This is a genomic window from Arthrobacter sp. TmtSoilC79 (genome assembly GCF_059739405.1).
Genome location: NZ_AP046051.1, coordinates 701,068 through 722,826 on the forward strand (window position 1 = coordinate 701,068; position 21,759 = coordinate 722,826).

The window sequence follows — 21,759 nt, forward strand, 5'->3', positions numbered from 1 at the left end:
GTTCTATTTGGTCCCGACCACCGCTGTTGCAGCGAATCGGTAGACCACCTGACTTTTCCTCGGCGAACCCCTGGCCCAACCGGCGTCGGGGGCCGATGTCCGCAACTGGACACCGCCCGAAAGACATGAAGTTTATGACTACTTTTGCTGCCCTTGGCACGCCCAAGCCCATTGCTGAGTCCCTCGCCGCAGATGGCATCGAAGAGGCATTCCCCATCCAGGTGAAGACCCTCCCTGACACGCTCGCAGGCCGCGACGTCCTGGGCCGTGGCCGCACCGGCTCCGGCAAGACCATCGCTTTCGCCATCCCGCTCGTGGCCCGCTTGGCCGAGCGCGAAGCAAAGCACTTCCGCAAACCGGGCCGTCCCATGGGCCTCGTCCTTGCGCCGACGCGTGAACTGGCAACCCAGATCAATGCCACCATCGAGCCGTTGGCCAAGGCCATGGGCCTGAACACCACGGTCATCTACGGCGGCATCTCCCAGGCACGCCAGGAAAAGGCCCTGCGTGCCGGCGTCGACATCGTCATCGCCTGCCCGGGCCGCCTCGAAGACCTGATCCGCCAGCGCATCCTGACCCTCGAAGCCGTTGAGGTCACCGTGCTGGATGAGGCCGACCACATGGCTGACCTCGGCTTCCTCCCGGTGGTCAAGAAGCTCATGGACATGACCCCCACCCAGGGTCAGCGCCTGCTCTTCTCCGCAACGTTGGACAACGGTGTTGACAAGCTGGTCAACCGTTACCTCTCCAACCCGCTGACGCACTCCGTGGACGATCCCCAGGCTGCTGTCACCACCATGGAACACCACGTCCTGGTGGTCAACGACCAGACCGTCAAGAAGCAACTCATCGTTGAACTGGCCTCCGGCGCCGGCCGCCGCGTCCTCTTCATGCGGACCAAGCACCACGCCCGCAAGCTTGCCAAGACCCTCACGGACGCCGGCATCCCCGCCGTCGACCTTCACGGCAACCTGTCGCAGAACGCACGCGACCGCAACCTTGCCGAGTTCTCCAACGGTGACGTCCGCGTCCTGGTGGCTACCGACGTCGCGGCCCGTGGCGTGCACGTTGACGACGTCGAACTCGTCATCCACGTGGACCCGCCCACAGAGCACAAGGCCTACCTGCACCGCTCAGGCCGCACCGCCCGCGCCGGTTCCGATGGCACCGTGGTCACCCTGACGCTTCCCGAGCAGCAGAGCGACGTCAAGAAGCTCATGAAGGCTGCCGGCGTTGACGTTTCGTTTGAACGCGTGACGGCCAATTCCCCGCTGGTTGCCGAGCTCGTGGGCGACATCGCGGACAAGGTTGATCCCCGCACCCGTGCAGCTCTCCTGGCAGCCAAGGCTCCGCAGGGTGGCGGCACCTCCACCGGTGCCAACGCCCAGCGCAAGCGCGCACGCCGTTCGGGCGGCCAGGCTGCTCCCACTGCCGGTGGCCGTGGCGGCCGCGGTGGACGTGGAAAGGTCGCGGCTGAGCCGGTTCGCACGGACGTCAACCGCGCCGAGCGTCGCGCAGCAATGAACGACGACGTCGCCCGCAGCTCACGTGGTCGCGGCAAGTCGACTTCCACTCACCGTAACGACGTACCGGGCTCGCAGGGGCAGGGTGGCCGCAGCGGTCGTCCGGCTACTGGCCAGCGGGCAGCTTCGGCTCCCCGCACGGCGTCCACTACTTCGACGCGTACCGGCGGAAACAAAGCTGTTTGGTCTTCCGCAACCGGCGCTGCGTCCGGTGGATCCTACGGTTCGGGCGCTTCCGGGAACTCCGCTCGTGGTGGATCCGGTGCAGGCCGTCCGGCACGCAGCGGCCCGCGTCGTGCCTCGGCTCCCGCGTCCAACGAGCGTCGCGGCCGCTAACCTCCCGTTGTGAGGCCCACTCTGCACGCTATTCCTTTGGGTTGGCGTGCAGAGCGGGCCCCGCAAGCTACCAGCCTCGGGCGCGCCACTCCTCAAGGTGTGGCCGCTCGGCGCCAAGGGTTGTGGGCAATCCATGGCCGGGGTGGACCAGGGTATCGTCCGGATAGGCGTCGAACAGTCGCTCCGACACGTCGTTCAACAGAGAAGTGAAGCGTGCAGGATCTTTCTGTGTGTTGCCGACGCCTCCCGGAAACAACGAGTCACCACTGAAAATGTGGGCGGGCCCGTTCGGATCCTGGTACACGAAAGCGATCGAGCCCGGGGTGTGTCCGCGCAAGTGGATTGCCGTGATCTCGAAGTCGTCAAACCGCTCGACGTCGCCGTGACCAAGCCGGACATCCACCGGAACCGGCAACGCATCGGCGTCGTCCGCTCCAGCTGAGGTGGTTGCGCCGGTAACTTCTACCAACTCCGGCAGCGCGCGGACATGGTCCCAGTGCTGGTGGGTGGTGGCGATCCTGAGCACCTTGGTGGGAGCGGCCGAATCGACGGCGCTGTCTGCGATCAATTGCTGGATCGCAGGAAGGTCGTCGGCGGCGTCGATCAACAATTGCCCACCCGTGGACTTCGAAGTCAGCAAGTACACGTTGTTGTTCATCTCGCTGACGGAGATGCTGCGGATGGTGATTTGGTGCAAAGAGTGAATGAGCGAATCCATGCGATCAGCCTACGTTGTTGGCTTCGCGGCCCTGCGAAACCCAGTTGGGGTCGGCAGAACGTGAACCCACGACGCCGGCCGCGGCTTGGTTGAGCACCTCAAGTTGTGCTGTCCCCAGTTGCAGGGACAGTGCCCCCAGGTTCTCGTCGATCCGGTGCGTTTTACGCGTGCCGGGGATGGGAACCACGGAAATCCCAAGGCGCTGACCTTGGGCGAACAGCCATGCCAGGGCTACCTGGGCAGGAGTTGCATCCAGCCCACTGGCTACCTCGCGGACCGCGGCCACTACGGCTTGGTTCGCATCAAGTGCCTCGTCACCAAAACGGGGGATCTTATGGCGGAAGTCATTTTCCCCAAGGTCGCCCGCGCTGACGGTTCCCGTGAGGAATCCGCGGCCAAGAGGCGAATAAGGCACAAACCCAACGCCAAGTTCCTTGGCGGCAGGTACAACGTTGAGCTCCACATCCCTGCTCCAGATCGACCACTCGCTCTGGACCGCGGCAATGGGATGGACAGCGTTGGCCTGCCTGAGCTCCTCGGCCGTCACCTCAGACAAGCCGAGGTGCCGGACCTTGCCCTCTCGGACCAGTTCCGCCATGGCCTCCACGGTTTCCACTATCGGAACGCGGAGGTCACGGCGGTGCATGTAGTAGAGGTCAATCACGTCAGTGTCCAGGCGGCGGAGGCTCGCTTCCGCCGCTTGCCTGATGTAGGGCGCATCCCCGCGGACTCCCGTGTACCCGTCCGCGGGGTTGCCCTCAATTCCGAACTTGGTGGCCACCTGGATCTCGTCGCGCCGCTCCTTCAAGAGCCTGCCCACGAGTTCCTCGTTGCTCCCGGCGCCGTACACGTCTGCGGTGTCGATGAACGTGATGCCCGCGTCCACCGCATGCCTCAGTGTTTGCAGGCCTTCCTCCGGCTCGATTCCCCCGTAGACCGGGGTGAGGGCCATTCCGCCGAATCCGAGGGGGCTGACCTTGAGGCCGTCACCGAGTTGAACTTCAGTCATGAACTTCTCCAATGCGCGTAGGTGTTCCAGAGTGCCCTTTGTTGGCGTGAACCCGATGGAGACGGCGGGTATTCCTGCTGTTGCGGTCCCGCGCGCTGCCCGGCCCGCCCCGGCGAGCCGCATTCGATGGCTAGCTGCGGGATGGGCCGGGCAGGCGCAGGCGTATTCATGGTGCACGCGGATTCGATGGGCCGCTGCGCATTCGATGCTTCGCTGCGGGTTCGTCGAGCTTGCTGGCTTCGGTTCCGCGGGCGTGTGAAGGCCGATTCGATGGGCCGCTGCGCATTCGATGCTTCGCTGCGGGTTCGCCGGGCTTGCTGGCTTCGGTTCCGCGGGCGTGTGAACACCGACTCGATGGGCCGCTGCGCATTCGATGGTGCGAGACATCGAATGAGCAGCTACCCCTCGAAATGGAGCGCCAGGAAGCGCCTATTCGGCCTTGGCCGCTGCGCATTCGATGCTTCGCTGCGGGTTCGCCTGGCCGACTCGCTGCGGATTTCCCGGGCGTGTGAAGGCCGATTCGATGGGCCGCTGCGCATTCGATGCTTCGCTGCAGGTTCGTCGAGCTTGCTGGCTGCGGTTCAGCGGGCGTGTGAAGGCCGATTCGATGTGCCGCTGCGCATTCGATGGTGCGAGACATCGAATGAGCAGCTACCCCTCGAAATGGAGCGTCAGGAAGCGTCTATTCGGCCTTGGCAGCAGGCTTATCGGCAGGCAGGGCCTTCAAACCGGCAGCACAGCCCACGATTCCCGCGATGAAGAGCAGCTTCAGCGGGCTCGCGGACTCCACGCCCGTGATCATGGCCCAGCCAACTGTCAGCGCAGCACCAATCCCGACCCAGACCGCGTAAGCAGTACCGAGGGGGATGCGCTTCACGGCGATGCCCAGTCCGAGCATGCTCAGTACTGCGGTGATAGCGAAGACCACTGTGGGCATGAGTTGCGTGAAGCCGTTGGACAGGCCCAAAGCGGTGGCCCATACGGCTTCGAGCAGCGCTGAAGCCAGGAGAATGACCCAGAAGATTCCGTTGCCGGTGTTCGAGTTGTTTGCAGTCATGGCTATGCCACCACCTTCAGGCCGACCACGCATGCGCCGATGCCCGCAAGCAGAAGCAGCCGGGCCGTCGTCGCGCGTTCAACCTTGGTGACCATCGCGTACGTGGCAGTCAGGACGACGCCGACGCCAACCCACACCGCGTAGGCCGTGCCCGTGGGGATGGACTGCATCGCGATGGCGAGGCCGCCCATACTGGCGATCACTGACACCAGGAACACAACAGTTGGGACGGGTTTGCGGAAGCCCTTGGAACGGTGGAGCGCTGCGGCCCACACGGCCTCAAGTGCTCCGGAAAGAATGAGAATTAACCACGACATGACATTTCCTTTGGCCAGTCTTGTCGCGTTCCGGGTACTGAACCGTCGTCCGGAGGTTCCAGAGCGGAACCTTCATTTCAGGCTAGCAACTCCCGCGCAGGGTGGCCACTTCTGGTGGTTAACGTCACCAGCTCAGGCGTGGGCTTCCACATGGTCGATCGAGATGACCGCGATGAAGCCCCGGCCCGTGATTTCCGGGCTGCGGGTATCCGAGCCCACCACGGCGTCATACCGGGACAGTTCAATCGGCTCGGCCGCGCTGGGTGACGGGGCGCCGCCGTCGGACTCTTCCTCCTCAACCGGTGCTTCGTCCCCAAGCCCGCCGGGCGCCACCGTGGCTTTCCCTTCAAGAAGGACGGCCAGTTGGCCCTCGAAGACCGGGTGAGCCCGTTTCTTGGAGATTTCCACAATGGACGTGTAGCCCTTGAAAGCGCCCTCGCGTGCAATGACGTTCAGATCCCGTATATCCCCGGTGGGAAGAGTTGCCGAAGATGCGGCCTCGCCAGAGAAACGGAACGGACGATACTTCTCCAGCGGGTGCTCCGAGCCGTCCACGGAGAGCAACAGCAGTTCGCCGTCGATGATGGTGATAACCCGCTCCATGCCAGGAAAGGCGGAAAATTCGCCCGCTTTTGAGACGTCGGCGATGCTGACGCGCCAATCCCAGGCCCCGTCCTGGGCTGAAGCGGCCTTAGGGTGGCTGGCGAGTTCGCGCGTCACCCCACCGCCGTTGCGCCACGGTTCAGGACGGATGTCGGCAAAGCGGATGATCTCCATTCGACCAGCCTAGTGGTGGACACGGCTTCTGCGTTCGCATTCCGGCTTGCTAACGTCATATGTGGAAAACGTTGCGAGTTTGGCTGGAGGCGCGGGAATGTTCGTCAAAGTGTGCGGCTTGAGCACGCCGGAATCCCTCAGTGAGGCCGTCGACGCCGGTGCCGACGCGGTGGGATTCGTCCTTACCGCCAGCCCGCGCGAAGTCAGCCCGGAGCAGGTCCGCATCCTCCTTCCCTTGGTTCCTGCCGGTGTCCACGCCGTGGGTGTTTTCCGGCACGAGTCTGCCGCGGACGCCGTTGCCAAAGCACAAGCCGCAGGCCTCGAATGGGTTCAGCTCCATGGTCACCGGACGGCCGAGGACGTCAAGACAGTGCACGACGCCGGGATGCGGCTCATCAGGGCCGTCACCATGGGTGCCTCCGAGGACGAGTTCGCTGATCTGGGCGAAGAATTGTTCCTGGTTGATGCCGCCGTGCCGGGCTCGGGGGAGTCCTGGGACTACGGTTCGGTCCGGGCGAAGGGACTCGATGGCCGCGAATGGCTGCTCGCAGGGGGACTCGAAGCCGGCAATGTTGCCTTCGCAGCAACCGCGGCCGGAGCCTGGGGCGTGGATGTGTCCTCGGGCGTGGAGTCTTCCCGCGGAGTGAAGGACCTGGCCAGGATCCGGGAATTCGTGGAAGCCGCCAAGGCCTGACGCTCGATCACGTCCCCTGGGTCTTTTGGCGGACGCTCTATCACTTCCCCCAGCCTCTCGGCTGATGCTCTATCAGATCCCCCGGTCTTTTGGCTGACGCTCTATCAGATCCCTTGATCTTTTGGCTGACGCTCTATCACTTCCCCCAGTCTTTCCGCTGATGCTCTATCACTTCCCCCAGCCTCTCGACTGACGCTCTATCAGATCCCCCGGGTCTTTCCGCCGATCCTCGCTCACGTCCCCTGGGTTGACTGACGTTGCTCTCTGACACCACAGTTTCTGGTGGTGATGTGAGAGAGCGATGGTGCAAACCTGCGATTTAGTGAGAGATCGTATGGCTGTCACTGGCACCCCCTAGAATCGCTTCCAAGACCAGTTCGCTTCCAACACCGAATGTTTCCAACACCCCGTTTCACCCGAAGTCCACGAAACCAGGAGTCAAACAATGAGCGCGGAACACTTCACCCTGACCATGAGCCGTGCGTTTGACGCCCCTCGCGAGAAGGTTTTCGACGCTTGGATGGATCCTGACAAGCTCGCGCAGTGGTTCGGCCCCGTTGAGGTGGAGGCGCCCCGCGAGAAGATCATTGTTGAGCCGAAGGTGGGCGGCATCTGGCAGGTGGTCATGGTGTGGTCCGACGAGGATGGGGAGCAGGAAGCCCCCATTGAAGCTGTAATCTCTGAACTGGAAGCCCCGGTTCTCCTGGTTGCGAAGGCCAAAGCTGCTCCGGATGCCGATCACGAATTCGAGGAGATGCGCCTGGAATTCGAGGACCTCACCGGCCGAACCCGCATGAATGTTACCCAGGGCCCTTTTGAATCCCAGGAGTGGGTGGACATGACCCGCGACGGCTGGGGAACTTCGTTCGACAAGCTGGACGACCTCCTGGCATAACGGGCAGAGCATTATCCAGTGAAGAATCACTTCAGGGAAGAATCAGGGCAGACCCCTAGGCTTTTTGTCAGACCGGCAAGGGAGAATGGGGACTATGAAAACGCTCCTTAACATCATCTGGCTTGTCTTCGGTGGGTTCTGGCTGGCTTTGGGCTACTTCGCGGCGGGCATCATTTGCTGCGTTCTGATCGTCACCATCCCTTGGGGCATCGCTTCCTTCCGGATCGGTGCGTACTGCTTGTGGCCCTTCGGCCAAATGGTGGTGGAAAAGCCGGGCGGTGCAGGGGTATTCGCTCTCCTCGGCAACGTGATCTGGCTGCTCGTTGCGGGTATCTGGATCGCGATCGGTCACGTGGTCACCGCCTTTGCCATGGCCATCACCATCATTGGCATCCCGCTCGCCATTGCCAACCTGAAGCTGATCCCGGTGTCCTTGATGCCGCTCGGCAAGCAAATTGTGCCCACCAACCAGCCGTTCGTCAGCACCTACCGCTAGGCATACCTTCGGCCTGCCAGCACCTACCGCTAGGCATACCTTCAGCCTGCCAGCACCTGCCGTTGCCAGCACCTGCCGCTGGAAACGCCGGTGCTGAAAGGCACCTAACCCTGGAAAGCCTGCACGGCGGCGGTACCCAGATCGAAACGGAAACGCCGCACCTGACGTATGCGCCCGCCGTCGGCCTCCACCGTGAATGAGACTTCCAATGCGGCCCGGTCCAGGTCCGCAGTCGTGACGGTGTAGGTCGGCGTGAAGAACAGGGCCTGTTCGCCTGGCAGAAGGTCGACCGGCGGGAAGTCGCCCCGGTTGGCGTGCGGTCCGAGAAGGACGACGCCGGTCATCGGCTGGGTGCCGCAGTTGCGGGCACGCCCGGTGAAAGCCAGGATGTCCCCGGCTTTGTAGCCGGGGATGATCGGGCCGTAGTTGAGGTCCTGGGCTTCACGCGTGCCAAGGACTTGGTTTCCGGAGTAACCCTGGCCAATTTCCTTCCAGGTTTGCACGTCCCACTGGCCGTCGCTGGAGGATGGAAGCACGTGGAATTCACCTGCGTTCTGCCACTCGTCAGGACGGCCAGGGGTAATGGAGCGCAGTTCCATGTCGAAGGCCAAGACGTCGGGGCACGAGTCAGCAGGTTCCGAGCCAACCCGGCCGCCGCCACCGTCAGCCCGGCCGCCGTCGACCCGGCCGCCGTCGACCCGGCCGCCGGCGACCCGGCCGCCGGCGACCCGGCCGCCGTCGACCCCGCCAGCGGCGGAAGCTGCCGCCGAACCCAGCTGATCCGTCAATTGCTCCGCAGGGATGGAAGCGAACACGATTTCCCGGTAACCCTGTCGCTCATAAAGGACGCCCACGTTTCCATCGGGCAGGCGCGTCACGGTGGAGTAGGCCGAACTTCCGGGGCACACCACCAGCTTGGCCGGCCAGGTGGCGCCATTATCGTCGGAAAGGCTGAGCACCGTGTTCCGACGAAGCTGCGGGTCCTGGTTGTTGCTGGCCATCAGCCACCCGGACGTGCCGGATTCCGGGAGCGAAACGACGGGTCGTCCGTCGAAGCGGGTCAGGGAGCCGTTGTCGCTGGGGTCGGGCAGATCTTCAACAGGCTTAAGCGGGCTCCAGGACTGCCCGCCGTTCTCAGAAATAGACCATAAACGGCAAGGCGTTGCCCGGGAGTGAAGCAGAAGCCGGCCGTCATCCAGACACACCACCCTGTTTTCGTTGGGCCCGATCCCGGACGGGCCATCTCCGATCAGTTCTCCCAAAACCCAGGTCTCACCGTGGTCGTCGCTGAACGCCGAGGCGGCCATGATGGTCCCCTCCACGAGCACTACATACTGCTGCGCCAGCCTGCCCTTGAATGGGCCGGTGTGGACGTGGATGCCTTGGCCTGCCGCAGCAAAAAGGCCGGTGATTCCTGGGTGGGCCGATTTGAGCTGTGCGGTGAGCCGACGATGCTGCCAGGTGCCGCCGTCGTCGTCTGAGTAACTGACGTCTGCGTGCTGAACCTCGTCGTCCGGCTCCATGCCGGGGACGGCCTCGAAGAATCCGGCCTGGGTTCCAGCGGCGTGGAACATGAAGATACGTCCGGTCTCGTTGTCCACCAGCAGGCTGGGGTCACCGAATCCCTGCAGCCCCTGGCCCGTACGAACCACCTGCTGCGGGCCCCAGGTCTTTCCGTTGTCCGTGCTGCGGCGCAGGAGGAGATCAATGGGATTGGGAAGATCGTCCAGGTTTGGCCGGCCGTCGTAGGCAGCCAGCAGGGTGCCTCGTGGGCTCACAGCAAGGGCGGGGATACGGTACTGGCGGTAACCGCCCACGCCACGGACGGCCAGGACGTGTTCAAGGTCGGGGATCGCCAGTGGCAGCTCGGGGCTCACATCGATGTGGAGGTAGGAGGTCATACCTCCTAGTCTAGGGCGTCCTAAAAGCACCGTTCAGCAGCAAGGCAACCGCAGAACTGTCATCCAACTCTGCCGCGATGCTGACGTCCCCGGCATAACCGGCGTCGATCAATTCCCGGCCGCTGGAGCAACTGCGCAACATTTCTGTCAGCCGGGGTCGGGCAGCACCGAACGAAACAGCGGCCATCTCAGCTTCGGGAGAAAAGCCGCGACGCCCGGCATTTGCGAGGCCGGCAATGAACGCGCCCGCACCAAGTTGATCCTCCAACGACGGCCGCAACGCTCCATCCGTCCACTTTTCACCTGCTGCGATCACGGCGATCACGGCGTCGGCGGGCAGGGCGGCATGGACCCAGCGGGCCGTTGCGGCGGCGTTTCGGAGTGAGACAGCCACTACTTTGGGCGCCGATGCCGCAAGCTCATGGCTGATTGTTGAACCGTTGGGGGAGGGGAGAACCACGCGCTCCAGCGTGCCCGCCGTGCGGAGGCTGGAAGGGGAAAGGCTCAAGCCCCCGGTGTTCCTCGGCCCGGCGAGCAAAGCCTGATGATGCGCCGCAAAATCAGTTGCTCCTGCGTCCCGGTGAGGATAGGGAAACACCACAGCCCCGCGGTCAACCGCAACGCTGACGCACGTGGTGAAGGACAGGACATCGACCACCACCGCGAGGTCCGCACCGGGGACTACCGCACGGGCGCCGTCGAGCCCCCATTCAAACCGGACCGCGTACGGAAGTTGCCGCTGCGGCACCCCCGCCATATCCGGGGAACCGCTCACGCGAGTTCCGCCGCGAGGTTGCGCCGCGCGGCGTCGAGCCAGAGCCCTTTGGCTCGTTCCCCATGGAACAGCGGTTCCAGGTTCAGGAGGTGACGCACGACGGCGGCGCGCCCCTTCGCGAAGTCTTCGTCGCTGACGTGGGCGTAGTCTTCGCGGACGGCGGCCAGGTACCGTGCGTAGGCTTGCTGGTCGCCGCCGAGTACTGAGAGGTCCGCGTCGCAGAGGAGCGCCCCAGCATGGTCATCCGCTTCCGGGGAGTGACTGGAGGTGAGCCGGACAAGCCGCGCTACCTCGGCCACATCGTCAGGGGGTAGACCGGCAGCCGTGAGGCGATCCTCCGCCAGCACGGCCGAGTCTTCCTCGTCCTGGCCGGCGACTCCCTCATACACGGCGTCGTGGAACCAGGCTGCCAAGGAGACGGTACGGGCAGGTACGGCGGGTTCGGTCAGGAGGTCGAGGGCCTCAAGAACTGCCAGGAGGTGGGTGCGGCTGTGGTATTTCCTGCCGTCCTCACCCCAGCGTTCCAATAGTTCCAGCCCCAACTCCTCGTGGCCGGGAAGAATGCCGTTCCACCGCTCCATCAAAGGGACTGTGAGGGCTTTGCTCCGTTCGCGCGCCGGAATCCGCAGGCCGCTCGCTATGAGTTTGCGGACCAGGATCCGGGCCTCAACGGGTATGGCACCGGCGAGGACGAGGTCATCGTAGCGGCGTTCGGGGACGTCGTAGTGATCGCCGTCGAAGGCCCTTTCCGGAATTCCGGCAGCAGCCGCGAACGCATGAAGCTCATCCAGGGTTGAATCCGATACCAGGTGCGAAAAAACGGTCCCATGCGCGGGCCATAGGGGCGGATCAATGTAGACGGCCATTGCCAAAGTGTAATCCCAAGTGATCCTTCCCAGTTGCCGGCCATCGGGACGTCTACCGCCGTGCTGCCGCCCCGGAAATCCGGGCTTCACTGTCCGAACTGTTCACGGCAACTGGGAAGGAGCGTAGGGATCTCAGTGCTGGGCGGGCAGGATGTTCTGGTTGCCGCGGAACACGTTGTCGGGATCGAATTCGCGCTTGACCAGGGAGAGCCTGCGATAGTTCTGTTCGCCGTAGGCAGCCATGATCCTGTCCTGGCCTTCGTCGCCGATGAAGTTCAGCCACACCCCGCCCGTAGTGTGCGGGGCTATGTCCTGTCGGAACTGCTTGACCCAGGCTTTGGCTTCCTGCCCACCCTCCTGGGTTGCAGAGAGGCCGAAGGGGTGACTGACCCACTCTGCGCCTCGATGCTGCAACGGTGTGTTCGCCGCTGCGGGGCCGCCCACTGCTCCTCCCCAGCGCACCACCAACTGTTGGGAATTCGGGCCCGGCAGCCGCTGCGCGGAGTCCACCAGGAGATCCAGCGCATCATCAGTGAGCTCGTTGTGATAGTCGGCGCTCCAGTAGTTGTAGAGATCCGGAGGGTCGTCGATCATGCACTGGAAGTCCGCATAACCCATGGGAGAGACCAGGTCCACGGCGGGTCCCAACTCTTTGAAAGGCCGGGCATGTTCTTCGCCCGACTCAACGTCTCCCGCGTAGAGGTAGGCCATGCCGACGGCCAGTTTGCCCGCCATGTCTTCGGGAATGAACTCTTCCGGAGGGGCGGTGAGGTACACCAGCGCTGTGCCGACTGCGTCGGGAGCGTCAAGGGCGATCTGCCGGTAGGCACGGGACACGTCAGCGGCATCCCCGCCCGGGAACAGCATCAGGCCGGCCATGACTGTGGGCCCAAGATCGTGCAGTTTGAAGGTCAAGGAAGTTGCGACACCGAAGTTGCCTCCGCCGCCGTGGAGTCCCCAGAACAGCTCCGGGTTCTCTCCCGGACTGGCGGTCACCCGATCCCCGGACGCTGTGACAAGGTCCACCGAGAGCAGGTTGTCGCAGGCGAAACCGTAGGAGCGCTCCAGCCATCCCGAGCCTCCGCCCAAAGTGAATCCGGAAACACCCGTGGTTGAGGCGCGGCCGCCGGTAACGGCCAGGCCGTATTGCTGGGTTGCCCGGTCGAACTCGCCCCACGTGAGTCCGGCACCTGCGGTGGCAGTCTTCGCTTCGGTGTTGATGCTGATGGACTTCATGGGACGGACGTCGATCACCAGCCCGTCGTCGTTGGTGGACATGCCCGCCACGGAATGCCCGCCGGACCTCACTGCAACGTCCAGGTTGTGGTTGTGCGCATAGCTGAGGGCTTCAGCCACTTCGGCGGGATCGGAGCATTTGGCGATGACAGCCGGTTTGCGGTCGATCATCGCATTGAAGAGTTTCCGGGCCTCGTCATAGCTGGGGTTGTCCGGACGAATCCATTCCATGGGACGCTCCTTCGCGCCTAAGACTCTCTCCCTAGAACAGGGTACGGCGGCGGGTCCCTTGGGGCCAGAGCCAACGGCGCCCCGATGAGGAAGAGTTCGACGACGGCGGCGCACCCCGTCGCGCCCATCTCACCGGTGCTGACGGGTGCCTCGCGCGGGAACTGGTGCGCCGGTGACGCCAAAGGGGTGCCCCGGTGACGCCAGAGGGGCGCCACGGTGACGAAGAGTACGACGACGGCGGCGCCTCCCGCCGGTGCCGCTGCGCGGGTGCCGCCTCCCGCGGGTGCCGCTGCGCGGGTGCCGCCTCCCGCGGGTGCCGCTGCGCGGGTGCCGCCTCCCGCGGGTGCCGCCTCCCGTCGGTGCCGCTGCGCGGGTGCCGCCTCCCGCCGGTGCCGCTGCGCGGGTGCCGCCTCCCGCCGGTGCCGCTGCGCGGATGCCGCCCCGTTACGGTTTCAGTAATATTCGGTTTGCGGACAAACCAACCATGTTCCAACGCATATGCGGAACTACACTCGTATCATGCCGCAAATACGAATCTCTGAGGCCGCCCGCTTTCTGGGTGTCAGTGACGACACCGTCAGGCGCTGGACTGAGAACGGAACGCTGACGGCGCAGAAGGATCCGGCCGGGCGCCTTGCCGTGGATGGCCTGGAACTCGCAACACTTGCCCGCGACCAGTCCCATCTCCCGGATGACCCCGCCCGGGTTGGAAGCTCGGCCCGAAACCGCTTCGTCGGCTTGGTCACGGGGATCACGGCGGACAAGGTCATGGCGCAGGTGGAGCTTCAATGCGGCCCTTTCCGGGTGGTGTCACTCATGAGCAGTGAAGCCGTGAGGGACCTCGGGCTGGAGCTCGGCTCGGTAGCCACCGCCGTGGTCAAGGCCACCACCGTCATCATCGAGACTCCCCAGGGAAAGAGCATCATATGAGCATCGCCGGTCGTCGACCCAGACTTACATCACTGTTGCTTGCCGGCGCCCTCTCGACGGGCCTCGCAGGCTGTGGAGCGGACACGTCAACATCTGAGGCCCCCTCAGCCGCTGCTTCGTCCCCGCTGTCAGGCGAGATCACTGTTTTCGCAGCGGCATCCCTGAAAACGACGTTTACTCAATTGGCCCAGGACTTTGAGGCCAGGAACCCCGGAACCAAGGTCAATCTAAGCTTCGCCGGTTCCTCGGACTTGGTCACGCAGATTACCCAGGGCGCCCCCGCTGACGTGTTTGCCTCCGCCGACACCAAGAACATGACCAAGCTTGCAGACGCCCAGCTCGTGGACGGCACCGCCCTGAACTTTGCCACCAACGTGCTGGAGATTGCCGTCCCGCCGGGCAATCCGGCGTCGATCTCTTCTTTTGCCGACCTGGCCAAACCGGGCGTCAAAGTGGTGACGTGCGCCAGCCAGGTTCCTTGCGGCGCAGCTGCGGACGTGGTCGAGAAAGCTGCCGGTATAACCCTGAGCCCCGTCAGTGAAGAATCCTCCGTAACCGATGTCCTGGGCAAAGTCACCTCTCAGGAAGCCGACGCGGGGCTGGTCTACGTAACGGATATCAAGGGAGCGGGCAACAAGGTCAAGGGCGTCCCCTTCCCGGAATCGGACAAGGCCGTCAATACCTACCCGATCGCAACCGTAGGTACCAGCAAGAACAAGGAACTGGCCGCTGCCTTCATTGCCATGGTCACAGGCAACGACGGCAGGAAGATCCTTGCCGACGCCGGCTTCGGCGCTCCGTAACCGGGGGATTGTGATGAAACGCATCGGCTCCGGCTACCACGGCATCCCGTCGTGGGTCTTTGTCATCGCCGGCGTCGGGGGATTGCTGGTGGTCCTTCCACTGGTGGCGATGCTGGCCAAGGTCAACTGGCCGCAATTCGTCCCCCTCATCACCTCCGAATCCTCGTTGGCGGCGCTGGGTTTGAGTCTGCGAACCTCGGCTGCGAGTACCCTGCTCTGCATCGTGCTGGGAGTGCCCCTGGCGTTGGTGCTGGCACGCGGCGACTTTCCCGGTCAGCGGTTGCTCAGGGCATTTGTCCTCCTGCCGCTGGTTCTTCCGCCGGTCGTCGGAGGCATTGCGCTCCTCTACACGTTCGGGCGGCAGGGGCTTTTGGGTAAATCGTTGGAGGCGGCGGGGATCCAGATCGCGTTTTCCACCACGGCGGTGGTCCTGGCACAGACCTTCGTGGCCTTGCCCTTCCTGGTGGTCAGTTTGGAAGGCGCGCTGCGATCGGCCGGAAACAAGTACGAAGCGGTGGCAGCCACGCTCGGAGCCCGGCCCACAACAGTCCTTCGTCGTGTCACCCTTCCGCTGGTTTTGCCAGGCCTGGCGTCCGGTGCTGTCTTATCCTTCGCGCGCAGCCTGGGCGAGTTTGGTGCCACATTGACCTTCGCGGGAAGCCTGGAGGGGGTAACCAGAACGTTGCCGTTGGAAATCTATCTGCAGCGTGAGACCGACGCCGATGCCGCCGTCGCATTGTCCTTGGTCCTGGTGGCGGTTGCGGTTGCTGTGGTGGGGCTCAGTTACGGCCGCAGGCAGCGCAACAAGTCCGTGGAGGTCCAGCCATGAGCTTCGAATTCCATGCCCGCCTCAATGCCAGGAACTTTGATCTGCGGCTCAGTCTTGCCGACGGTGAGACCGTTGCCATCCTTGGGCCCAACGGGGCCGGGAAGTCGACACTCCTGGGGATCATTGCCGGCTTGCTGCGGCCGGACGCCGGAACAGCCACAATGGGCGCGGCGGCCAACGGAGACAGCCTCAGGACGTTGTTCAACCTCGACGGCGGCACCCGCCTGTGGAGCCCGCCGCACCTCAGGGGCACCGCCTTGCTGGCCCAGGAAGCACTCCTGTTTCCCCACCTGAACGCGTTGGACAACGTGGCGTTCGGGCCGCGCAGTGTGGGTGCTTCCAAACGGGCGGCCCGGGAAACAGCCAAGCACTGGCTGGCCGAGGTGGAGGCACTGCCGCTCGCTGACCGGCGGCCGGCTCAACTATCGGGCGGACAAGCCCAGCGGGTTGCCGTGGCCCGGGCCCTCGCTGCCGAGCCTGAATTGCTCCTTTTGGACGAGCCGATGGCCGCGCTGGACATCCACGCCGCTCCGCTGCTGCGTCGAGTGCTCAAAAGGGTGCTGCAGGACCGCAAGGCCATCATCGTGACGCACGACGTCCTGGATGCCTACATGCTGGCCGATCGCGTCATCGTGGTGGACAACGGCCGGATCGCCGAGGCAGGGCCAACCCGGCAGGTCCTCGAACGGCCCAGAAGCCACTTTGCCGCCGGATTGGCCGGCCTCAACCTGGTCACGGGCACCCTCACCAGCGAGGGAATTACGACGCCGGATGGCCGGGTTTTCGCGGGCCGGCACGATCCTGACTGGTCACCCTTGCCCGGTCAGGCAGGCGTGGCCGCCTTCCCGCCGTCGAGCGTTTCCGTTTTTCCGGGCGAGGTGCACGGAAGTCCCCGCAACTCCTTCCCTGTGGTCATCACGGACCTCGAGCCGCACGGCGACCAGATCCGTGTGCGTGCACGCTCCGGCGCATCGGAACAGTCCCTTTCGGCCGATATCACCCCGGCAGCCTCTGCCGATCTAGGCCTGGTGCCGGGCATGGACGTGAGGTTTGTGGTCAAGTCCGCGCTGGTCTCGGTGTACCCCTCCTGAGGTCTGCTGCCCCTCCGGTGCCTGGGGGCTGCTGCCCGGTCCGGTGCCGGTCAGTCCTTGTACATCCTCTCGGCGTAGGACGGTCCGTAGTAGGACTCCAGGTCTGCCAGCGGTGTCTCGGGTTGGGTGTAGGTCTGTGCCAGGATCGCGATGCTGGGCAGGCCTTCCGGATCCCAGGTTTCGGGCTGCCATAGGCCACTCCGCATGAAAGCCTTGCCGCAATGGGTAAATACTTCCTCTACGGAAACCACCACGGCTGCGCGGGGCCGGTGCCCCTTGACCACCATGTGATCGAAGAAGTCTGCGTCCCGGATAATCTGTGCCGTGCCGTTGATCCGCAGGGTGTCCGTCCGGCCCGGGACGACCGACAAGATGCCGACGTTCGGGTTCTCGAGGATGTTGTGGAAGCCGAAGGCCAGCCGGTTTCCGGGGCGCTCCGGGATGGCAACAGTGTGCTCATCCAGGACGTGGATGAATCCAGCAGGGTCTCCCTTGGGCGAGGCGTCTACCCGGCCCAGCGCATCGGTAGTCGAAAGCACGCAAAAAGGACTGGCTGCCAGCCACTGGCGATCGAAATCGCTGAGTGAAGTACGGACCTTCTTCCGCACGCGGTCAAGGGGGAGTCCTATGAGGTCTTCGAGTTCTTCCGGGCTTGAAATGGTATCCATGGCCACAGCCTACGGGTGTTCTTTGCCCTGCGGAGCGTCTGCAACCGTTCCCGCCAAATGCGCATCGGAGTACAGGTGCGTGGGGTGCGACGGGTAGCGAAGCCGATTGTTGTTCACATAGCCATGGTTTTATCTGGACACTGGTTTCGCCGTGGGCAAACATGGAACCCAGTGGACCAAATTCAAAGTTGAGCGTAGTAGACTCAACTTTGAAAGCATTGGATCCACTCCAGAAAGGGAGCACTCTTTGGACGTCAAATTCACCACCAAAAGCCAGGAGGCCCTTTCTGCGGCCGCCATGAATGCCTCGACGGCGGGCAACCCGCAGTTGGAGCCCGCTCACCTGTTGAAGGCGCTGATGGACCAGCGTGAAGGTGTTGCCGTGGCACTCCTGCGCGCTACCGGCGCGGACCCGGATGCCGTGAGCGTGCAGGCCAGCTCGGCCATCAAAGCGCTTCCGTCGTCGTCAGGAAGTTCCGTCCAGCAGGCCCAAATGTCACGCCAATCGGTGCAGGCCATCCAGGCTGCCCAGAACGAGGCCGACAAGCTCGGCGACTCCTTCGTCTCCACTGAACATCTGCTGCTGGGTCTTTCGGCCGGAAGTGACGCGGTGGGGAAGCTGATGCGCGACGCCGGCGCCTCCCATGAGGCTCTGCTCGCCGCCCTGCCGGGTGTCCGGGGGGACAGGAACGTCAACTCGCCGGACCCGGAAAACACCTTCCAGGCGCTGGAGAAGTTCGGCACCGACCTTACTGCGGTGGCGCGCTCCGGCAAGCTGGATCCGGTCATCGGGCGTGACAGCGAGATCCGCCGCGTCGTTCAGGTGCTGAGCCGCCGAACCAAGAACAACCCTGTACTCATTGGTGAGCCCGGCGTTGGCAAGACGGCCGTCGTTGAGGGGCTTGCCCAACGCATGGTGGCCGGCGACGTCCCGGAGAGCCTGCGCGGAAAGACGCTCATTGCTCTGGACCTCGCCTCGATGGTGGCCGGGGCGAAGTACCGCGGCGAATTTGAGGAACGCCTGAAGGCCGTCCTGGAGGAGATCAAGAACTCCAATGGACAAATCGTTACGTTCATCGATGAGATCCACACGGTAGTCGGCGCCGGCGCCACAGGCGAGAGTGCAATGGATGCGGGCAACATGCTCAAACCCATGCTGGCCCGTGGCGAATTGCGCCTCATCGGTGCCACTACCTTGGACGAGTACCGGGAAAACATTGAGAAGGACCCCGCCCTTGAGCGGCGCTTCCAACAGGTCTACGTCGGCGAGCCCAGCGTGGAGGACACCATCGGCATCCTTCGCGGCCTGAAGGAACGCTACGAGGCACACCACAAAGTGGCCATCGCGGACTCGGCGTTGGTGGCGGCCGCAACGTTGTCCAACCGCTACATCTCCGGACGGCAGCTTCCTGATAAGGCCATCGACCTCGTGGACGAGGCAGCATCCCGGCTGCGCATGGAGATCGACTCCGCACCGGAGGAGATCGACCAGCTTCGCCGCGCCGTAGACCGTCTGACCATGGAAGAACTGGCCCTCCAAGGTGAAACGGATCCTGCATCCGTGGAACGGCTGGCTGCCCTGCGTGCGGACAAAGCGGACAAGAACGAAGAACTCAGCGCTTTGAATGCGCGCTGGGAAGCGGAGAAGGCCGGACTCAACCGGGTAGGTGACCTCAAGGCCAAGATCGACGAACTGCGTTCTGCCGCGGATAAGTCCCAGCGGGAAGGTGACCTGGAATCGGCGTCGCGGATCCTCTACGGGGAGCTGCCCGCCCTTGAACGTGAGTTGAGCGCCGCTGCTGAGGAGGAGTCGGCCCGGAGTGACTCAAAGCCTGAGTTGATGGTTGCTGAAGACGTGACCGCTGACGATATTGCCGAGGTCATCTCCGCTTGGACGGGCATCCCTGCCGGACGCATGCTGCAAGGGGAATCGCAGAAGCTGCTGCACATGGAGGAAGAACTCGGAAAGCGCCTGATCGGACAGAGCAAGGCTGTGCAGGCTGTGTCCGATGCCGTGCGCCGTGCCCGTGCCGGCATCAGCGATCCCAACCGACCCACGGGTTCCTTCCTGTTCCTGGGACCCACCGGCGTCGGTAAGACCGAGCTGGCCAAGGCCCTGGCGGACTTCCTCTTTGACGACGAACGCGCCATGATCCGGATCGACATGTCCGAGTACAGCGAGAAGCACTCAGTGGCCCGCCTGGTGGGTGCTCCTCCGGGATACGTCGGCTACGAAGAAGGCGGCCAGCTCACCGAGGCAGTCCGGCGCAGGCCGTACTCCGTGGTGCTGTTGGACGAAGTGGAGAAGGCCCACCCCGAGGTCTTCGACATCCTCCTGCAGGTCCTCGACGACGGCCGCCTCACCGACGGCCAAGGCCGCACCGTGGACTTCCGCAACACCATTTTGGTGCTCACGTCCAACTCCGGCAGCCAGTTCCTGGTAGACCCGGGCATGGATGCCAAGGCGAAGCGTGATGCAGTCATGGCAGTGGTGCAGGCATCGTTCAAGCCGGAATTCCTGAACCGCCTGGATGAGATCGTGCTGTTCGATCCCCTGAATGTGGAAGAGCTGGCCAGGATCGTGGAACTGCACGTGGCCGAGTTGAGCAACCGTCTCCGGGACCGCCGCCTGAGCCTCGAGGTTTCGGATGGAGCCAGGGCATGGTTGGCTATGTCCGGCTTCGATCCCGCATACGGCGCCCGGCCTCTTCGCCGGCTGGTCCAGCGTGAAATCGGCGACCGCCTGGCCAAGGAGATCCTTGCCGGTGAAATCAGCGACGGAGATACCGTGCTGGTGGACACCGCAGCAGACCTCGACGAACTCACCATTGAGGGGCTCGAAGCGCTGGCAGGTCCCGACGGCGGCATGCCGGCGGGTGCCGGACTCACAGTCCGCAGGAAGTAACCACCACAGTATTTCTTCCCGCACGCGGTGCGGGACCAGCAAGGAGCAGCCCGTCGGATGCAAGTGCAGCCGGCGGGCTACTTCTGCAGGAGGTCTTCTTTGATGGTGTTGCCTGAGTCCACCACAATGAAGCAATCGACCCGACGGTCGCCCCGGTCCCAACTGGTGGTGCTCGGGTACACATTCTGCTGCAGCAAGACGTAGTTGCCGGCCGCATCATTGAGCTTTGCCACCGAGGCCTTGCACACCTCGCGGCCCTTGTCCCGCAGGGCATTGGTTCCGGGGAAGGAATCCTCGCCCGGGTACACGTGCACTCCAATGAGCTGGGCCGAGTGCTCGGTATCGCAGGCTACCGCGCGTGCTTCGCTGGCGTTGGGATCAAAGTCGGCGAAGCAGTCGCCCACCTGGAAGTCCTTGGAATTGGCGTCACGGGGAAGCGGCCCCGCGGTAGCGGTGGCGCTTGGGGTGGTGACAGCGGCTTCGGGACGGGTTCCCAGCAGGTTCAGCAGCACCCAAATCACCACGCCTATAAGGACGAGAACACCCACCACAATTCCGCCAATGACCAAACGCTGCCGCTTTACCGGATCTCCGTGCGGTTCGGGCTGTGGCTCTTGCCCCGGATGCGGTTGCTGGCCCGGATAGGGCTGCTGCCCGGGATACGGTTGCTGGCCCGGATAGGCGCTGGCGTATGCGGGGGCTTGTCCGTCAGACGGTGGCATCGTCGGATCCGGCTGGGAGGCTGGGTCAGGAACGAAGTCGGGGTCGAGGTCCGGTGCGGGATCCGGCTGAAGCCCTGACGGGGATGCCCAGGGGGCCGGCGTGGTTTGCGTGTCAGGGGAGGGCGGCTGCTGGGCCGTGGACACGACTGTCTGTTCCGTGTCCGGCCGGTCAGTAGCTTGTCCCGCAACAGCTTGTCCCCCAACAGCTTGTCCCGCAACCGTCCCAGGCTGCTGTCCCCAGACGGGCTGTTGCCCAGGCTCGGGGGAAGGCTGCTTGTCGGGGCCCGTCGTGGGCGGTTGCTCGGGCTGCTGGCCATCTGATGCCCCCTCCGTTTGCCCGCCCGTCCCGGATGCCGGCGTATCAGCGCCGGCTGGTTCGGTTTTGGGCGCGGGAGGCACCCCATCCTTGTCCTGATCGCGTGGGGAGCCCTCGCGTGGCGGGGTGTTGTCCTGGCTCATTTCCTGGGTGTGCCCTTCCTGCTGTGACGCCGCATTGAGGCAGACTCTACCCAATTTTTGGCCCCCGGGGAGGTGTTTGGCCGTGGTTTTGGCCGGGGCTGGTCCTGATGGGGGCTGTGGTGGCGCGCAGGCACCCCTGAAAGCATGTAATCTAGACATACGACAAATTGACCAAACATTCCGGGGCCTCACCGATAGCCAAGGTGACCACCTCCGGTCCAAGTACAAAAGGGGGTCACGCCATGGGGCGCGGCCGTCAAAAGGCAAAAGCTACCAAGCAGGCTCGGGATATTAAGTACTACTCCCCGAACACTGACTATTCGGCACTTGAGCGGGAGCTCACGGGTCCGTCCAGTCGTGTCAAGAGCCACTTCCCCGACGATCCCCCTGAGCCGGACTATTCGGCTTATGAGGACAAGTACGCGGAAGATGATGACGACGAGGTTGACACCCGCCGGATCGGATAGCTGTCGCAACCAACAGGTGCCGTAGGCGCTGAGTTGCGGACCGCCGTCGTACTT

The 21,759-nt window shown here is 64.0% G+C and carries 21 protein-coding genes and 1 riboswitch; of the genes, 10 read left to right on the forward strand and 11 right to left on the reverse strand.

Going from position 1 to position 21,759, the window contains the following annotated elements:
- Positions 1 to 134: 134 nt before the first annotated feature.
- A complete protein-coding gene (locus AC6JA3_RS03355) occupies positions 135 to 1,859 on the forward strand; it encodes a DEAD/DEAH box helicase (RefSeq protein ID WP_026543465.1) in 1,725 nt (574 codons plus the stop codon).
- 67 nt (positions 1,860 to 1,926) lie between these two features.
- Here the strand turns inward: AC6JA3_RS03355 and AC6JA3_RS03360 are convergent, their stop codons facing one another.
- The 5 genes from AC6JA3_RS03360 to AC6JA3_RS03380 all read right to left on the reverse strand — a co-directional run bounded on the left by AC6JA3_RS03360 (position 1,927) and on the right by AC6JA3_RS03380 (position 5,737).
- Positions 1,927 to 2,577, reverse strand: a complete 651-nt coding sequence (locus AC6JA3_RS03360) for an MBL fold metallo-hydrolase (RefSeq protein WP_026543466.1) — start codon at positions 2,575 to 2,577, stop codon at positions 1,927 to 1,929.
- Positions 2,578 to 2,581: 4 nt separating this feature from the next.
- Entirely contained in the window at positions 2,582 to 3,586 is a 1,005-nt protein-coding gene (locus tag AC6JA3_RS03365) for an aldo/keto reductase (RefSeq protein ID WP_091552471.1), read from the reverse strand.
- 682 nt (positions 3,587 to 4,268) lie between these two features.
- Positions 4,269 to 4,643, reverse strand: coding sequence for a DMT family transporter (locus AC6JA3_RS03370; RefSeq protein ID WP_026547945.1), 375 nt, complete (start codon positions 4,641 to 4,643; stop codon positions 4,269 to 4,271).
- A 2-nt stretch (positions 4,644 to 4,645) separates the two neighbouring features.
- On the reverse strand, positions 4,646 to 4,960 hold the full coding sequence (locus AC6JA3_RS03375) for a DMT family transporter (protein ID WP_011776163.1): 315 nt from the start codon (positions 4,958 to 4,960) through the stop codon (positions 4,646 to 4,648).
- Positions 4,961 to 4,969: 9 nt separating this feature from the next.
- Positions 4,970 to 5,035: riboswitch (guanidine-III (ykkC-III) riboswitch) on the reverse strand.
- Positions 5,036 to 5,092: 57 nt separating this feature from the next.
- On the reverse strand, positions 5,093 to 5,737 hold the full coding sequence (locus AC6JA3_RS03380) for a HutD/Ves family protein (RefSeq protein ID WP_347782559.1): 645 nt from the start codon (positions 5,735 to 5,737) through the stop codon (positions 5,093 to 5,095).
- 97 nt (positions 5,738 to 5,834) lie between these two features.
- Between AC6JA3_RS03380 and AC6JA3_RS03385 the strand changes: the two genes are divergently transcribed.
- The 3 genes from AC6JA3_RS03385 (at position 5,835) to AC6JA3_RS03395 (ending at position 7,822) form a co-directional block, all read left to right on the forward strand.
- Positions 5,835 to 6,431 (forward strand): phosphoribosylanthranilate isomerase, encoded by a 597-nt coding sequence (locus AC6JA3_RS03385; protein ID WP_347782560.1) that lies wholly within the window; start codon positions 5,835 to 5,837, stop codon positions 6,429 to 6,431.
- A 445-nt stretch (positions 6,432 to 6,876) separates the two neighbouring features.
- Positions 6,877 to 7,326, forward strand: a complete 450-nt coding sequence (locus AC6JA3_RS03390) for an SRPBCC family protein (RefSeq protein WP_026543471.1) — start codon at positions 6,877 to 6,879, stop codon at positions 7,324 to 7,326.
- Between the two features lie 94 nt (positions 7,327 to 7,420).
- Entirely contained in the window at positions 7,421 to 7,822 is a 402-nt protein-coding gene (locus AC6JA3_RS03395) for a YccF domain-containing protein (protein WP_011776159.1), read from the forward strand.
- 104 nt (positions 7,823 to 7,926) lie between these two features.
- Here the strand turns inward: AC6JA3_RS03395 and AC6JA3_RS03400 are convergent, their stop codons facing one another.
- The 4 genes from AC6JA3_RS03400 to AC6JA3_RS03415 form a co-directional block, all read right to left on the reverse strand.
- Positions 7,927 to 9,723: a sialidase family protein gene (locus tag AC6JA3_RS03400; RefSeq protein WP_497919898.1), complete on the reverse strand. Its 1,797-nt coding sequence runs from the start codon at positions 9,721 to 9,723 to the stop codon at positions 7,927 to 7,929.
- Between the two features lie 10 nt (positions 9,724 to 9,733).
- A complete protein-coding gene (locus tag AC6JA3_RS03405; RefSeq protein WP_347783629.1) occupies positions 9,734 to 10,480 on the reverse strand; it encodes a 2-phosphosulfolactate phosphatase in 747 nt (248 codons plus the stop codon).
- Positions 10,481 to 10,494: 14 nt separating this feature from the next.
- Positions 10,495 to 11,364 (reverse strand): DUF4031 domain-containing protein, encoded by an 870-nt coding sequence (locus AC6JA3_RS03410; protein WP_347782562.1) that lies wholly within the window; start codon positions 11,362 to 11,364, stop codon positions 10,495 to 10,497.
- Between the two features lie 132 nt (positions 11,365 to 11,496).
- Positions 11,497 to 12,831 carry an FAD-binding oxidoreductase gene (locus tag AC6JA3_RS03415; RefSeq protein ID WP_347782563.1) on the reverse strand — a complete coding sequence of 445 codons (1,335 nt, stop codon included), beginning with the start codon at positions 12,829 to 12,831 and terminating at the stop codon, positions 11,497 to 11,499.
- Between the two features lie 519 nt (positions 12,832 to 13,350).
- Between AC6JA3_RS03415 and AC6JA3_RS03420 the strand changes: the two genes are divergently transcribed.
- From AC6JA3_RS03420 to AC6JA3_RS03435, 4 genes are read left to right on the forward strand one after another with little or no spacing between them, the layout of a single operon-like run.
- Positions 13,351 to 13,761, forward strand: a complete 411-nt coding sequence (locus AC6JA3_RS03420; protein ID WP_026543476.1) for a TOBE domain-containing protein — start codon at positions 13,351 to 13,353, stop codon at positions 13,759 to 13,761.
- Complete coding sequence (gene modA, locus AC6JA3_RS03425) at positions 13,758 to 14,564, forward strand: molybdate ABC transporter substrate-binding protein (RefSeq protein ID WP_347782564.1); 807 nt, start codon at positions 13,758 to 13,760, stop codon at positions 14,562 to 14,564. Before AC6JA3_RS03420 ends, modA begins: the two co-directional genes overlap by 4 nt.
- 13 nt (positions 14,565 to 14,577) lie before the next feature.
- Positions 14,578 to 15,393, forward strand: coding sequence for an ABC transporter permease (locus AC6JA3_RS03430; RefSeq protein WP_347782565.1), 816 nt, complete (start codon positions 14,578 to 14,580; stop codon positions 15,391 to 15,393).
- Positions 15,390 to 16,484: a sulfate/molybdate ABC transporter ATP-binding protein gene (locus AC6JA3_RS03435; protein ID WP_347782566.1), complete on the forward strand. Its 1,095-nt coding sequence runs from the start codon at positions 15,390 to 15,392 to the stop codon at positions 16,482 to 16,484. Before AC6JA3_RS03430 ends, AC6JA3_RS03435 begins: the two co-directional genes overlap by 4 nt.
- Before the next feature lie 50 nt (positions 16,485 to 16,534).
- Here the strand turns inward: AC6JA3_RS03435 and AC6JA3_RS03440 are convergent, their stop codons facing one another.
- Positions 16,535 to 17,152, reverse strand: coding sequence for an MSMEG_1061 family FMN-dependent PPOX-type flavoprotein (locus AC6JA3_RS03440; protein WP_026543480.1), 618 nt, complete (start codon positions 17,150 to 17,152; stop codon positions 16,535 to 16,537).
- A 247-nt stretch (positions 17,153 to 17,399) separates the two neighbouring features.
- On the opposite strand from AC6JA3_RS03440, the gene clpB reads away from it, so the two are divergent.
- Complete coding sequence (gene clpB / locus AC6JA3_RS03445) at positions 17,400 to 20,057, forward strand: ATP-dependent chaperone ClpB (RefSeq protein ID WP_026543481.1); 2,658 nt, start codon at positions 17,400 to 17,402, stop codon at positions 20,055 to 20,057.
- A gap of 77 nt (positions 20,058 to 20,134) precedes the next feature.
- Here the strand turns inward: clpB and AC6JA3_RS03450 are convergent, their stop codons facing one another.
- Positions 20,135 to 20,779 (reverse strand): septum formation family protein, encoded by a 645-nt coding sequence (locus AC6JA3_RS03450; protein ID WP_347782567.1) that lies wholly within the window; start codon positions 20,777 to 20,779, stop codon positions 20,135 to 20,137.
- A 701-nt stretch (positions 20,780 to 21,480) separates the two neighbouring features.
- Here AC6JA3_RS03450 and AC6JA3_RS03455 point away from each other — a divergent pair.
- Positions 21,481 to 21,705 (forward strand): DUF3073 domain-containing protein, encoded by a 225-nt coding sequence (locus tag AC6JA3_RS03455; RefSeq protein ID WP_011776148.1) that lies wholly within the window; start codon positions 21,481 to 21,483, stop codon positions 21,703 to 21,705.
- The last annotated feature ends 54 nt before the right edge of the window (positions 21,706 to 21,759 follow it).

Excerpts from the sequence above, each read along its gene's own strand:
- AC6JA3_RS03410 (WP_347782562.1), bottom strand. The coding sequence starts at position 11,364 with ATGGCCGTCTACATTGATCCGCCCCTATGGCCCGCGCATGGGACCGTT.
- AC6JA3_RS03435 (WP_347782566.1), top strand. The coding sequence starts at position 15,390 with ATGAGCTTCGAATTCCATGCCCGCCTCAATGCCAGGAACTTTGATCTG.
- AC6JA3_RS03405 (WP_347783629.1), bottom strand. The coding sequence starts at position 10,480 with ATGGCGGGGGTGCCGCAGCGGCAACTTCCGTACGCGGTCCGGTTTGAA.
- AC6JA3_RS03395 (WP_011776159.1), top strand. The coding sequence starts at position 7,421 with ATGAAAACGCTCCTTAACATCATCTGGCTTGTCTTCGGTGGGTTCTGG.
- AC6JA3_RS03370 (WP_026547945.1), bottom strand. The coding sequence starts at position 4,643 with ATGACTGCAAACAACTCGAACACCGGCAACGGAATCTTCTGGGTCATT.
- AC6JA3_RS03390 (WP_026543471.1), top strand. The coding sequence starts at position 6,877 with ATGAGCGCGGAACACTTCACCCTGACCATGAGCCGTGCGTTTGACGCC.
- AC6JA3_RS03355 (WP_026543465.1), top strand. The coding sequence starts at position 135 with ATGACTACTTTTGCTGCCCTTGGCACGCCCAAGCCCATTGCTGAGTCC.
- AC6JA3_RS03450 (WP_347782567.1), bottom strand. The coding sequence starts at position 20,779 with ATGCCACCGTCTGACGGACAAGCCCCCGCATACGCCAGCGCCTATCCG.
- AC6JA3_RS03365 (WP_091552471.1), bottom strand. The coding sequence starts at position 3,586 with ATGACTGAAGTTCAACTCGGTGACGGCCTCAAGGTCAGCCCCCTCGGA.
- AC6JA3_RS03430 (WP_347782565.1), top strand. The coding sequence starts at position 14,578 with ATGAAACGCATCGGCTCCGGCTACCACGGCATCCCGTCGTGGGTCTTT.
- AC6JA3_RS03375 (WP_011776163.1), bottom strand. The coding sequence starts at position 4,960 with ATGTCGTGGTTAATTCTCATTCTTTCCGGAGCACTTGAGGCCGTGTGG.
- AC6JA3_RS03360 (WP_026543466.1), bottom strand. The coding sequence starts at position 2,577 with ATGGATTCGCTCATTCACTCTTTGCACCAAATCACCATCCGCAGCATC.
- AC6JA3_RS03380 (WP_347782559.1), bottom strand. The coding sequence starts at position 5,737 with ATGGAGATCATCCGCTTTGCCGACATCCGTCCTGAACCGTGGCGCAAC.
- AC6JA3_RS03400 (WP_497919898.1), bottom strand. The coding sequence starts at position 9,723 with ATGACCTCCTACCTCCACATCGATGTGAGCCCCGAGCTGCCACTGGCG.
- modA (WP_347782564.1), top strand. The coding sequence starts at position 13,758 with ATGAGCATCGCCGGTCGTCGACCCAGACTTACATCACTGTTGCTTGCC.
- AC6JA3_RS03455 (WP_011776148.1), top strand. The coding sequence starts at position 21,481 with ATGGGGCGCGGCCGTCAAAAGGCAAAAGCTACCAAGCAGGCTCGGGAT.
- AC6JA3_RS03440 (WP_026543480.1), bottom strand. The coding sequence starts at position 17,152 with ATGGATACCATTTCAAGCCCGGAAGAACTCGAAGACCTCATAGGACTC.
- AC6JA3_RS03415 (WP_347782563.1), bottom strand. The coding sequence starts at position 12,831 with ATGGAATGGATTCGTCCGGACAACCCCAGCTATGACGAGGCCCGGAAA.
- AC6JA3_RS03420 (WP_026543476.1), top strand. The coding sequence starts at position 13,351 with ATGCCGCAAATACGAATCTCTGAGGCCGCCCGCTTTCTGGGTGTCAGT.
- AC6JA3_RS03385 (WP_347782560.1), top strand. The coding sequence starts at position 5,835 with ATGTTCGTCAAAGTGTGCGGCTTGAGCACGCCGGAATCCCTCAGTGAG.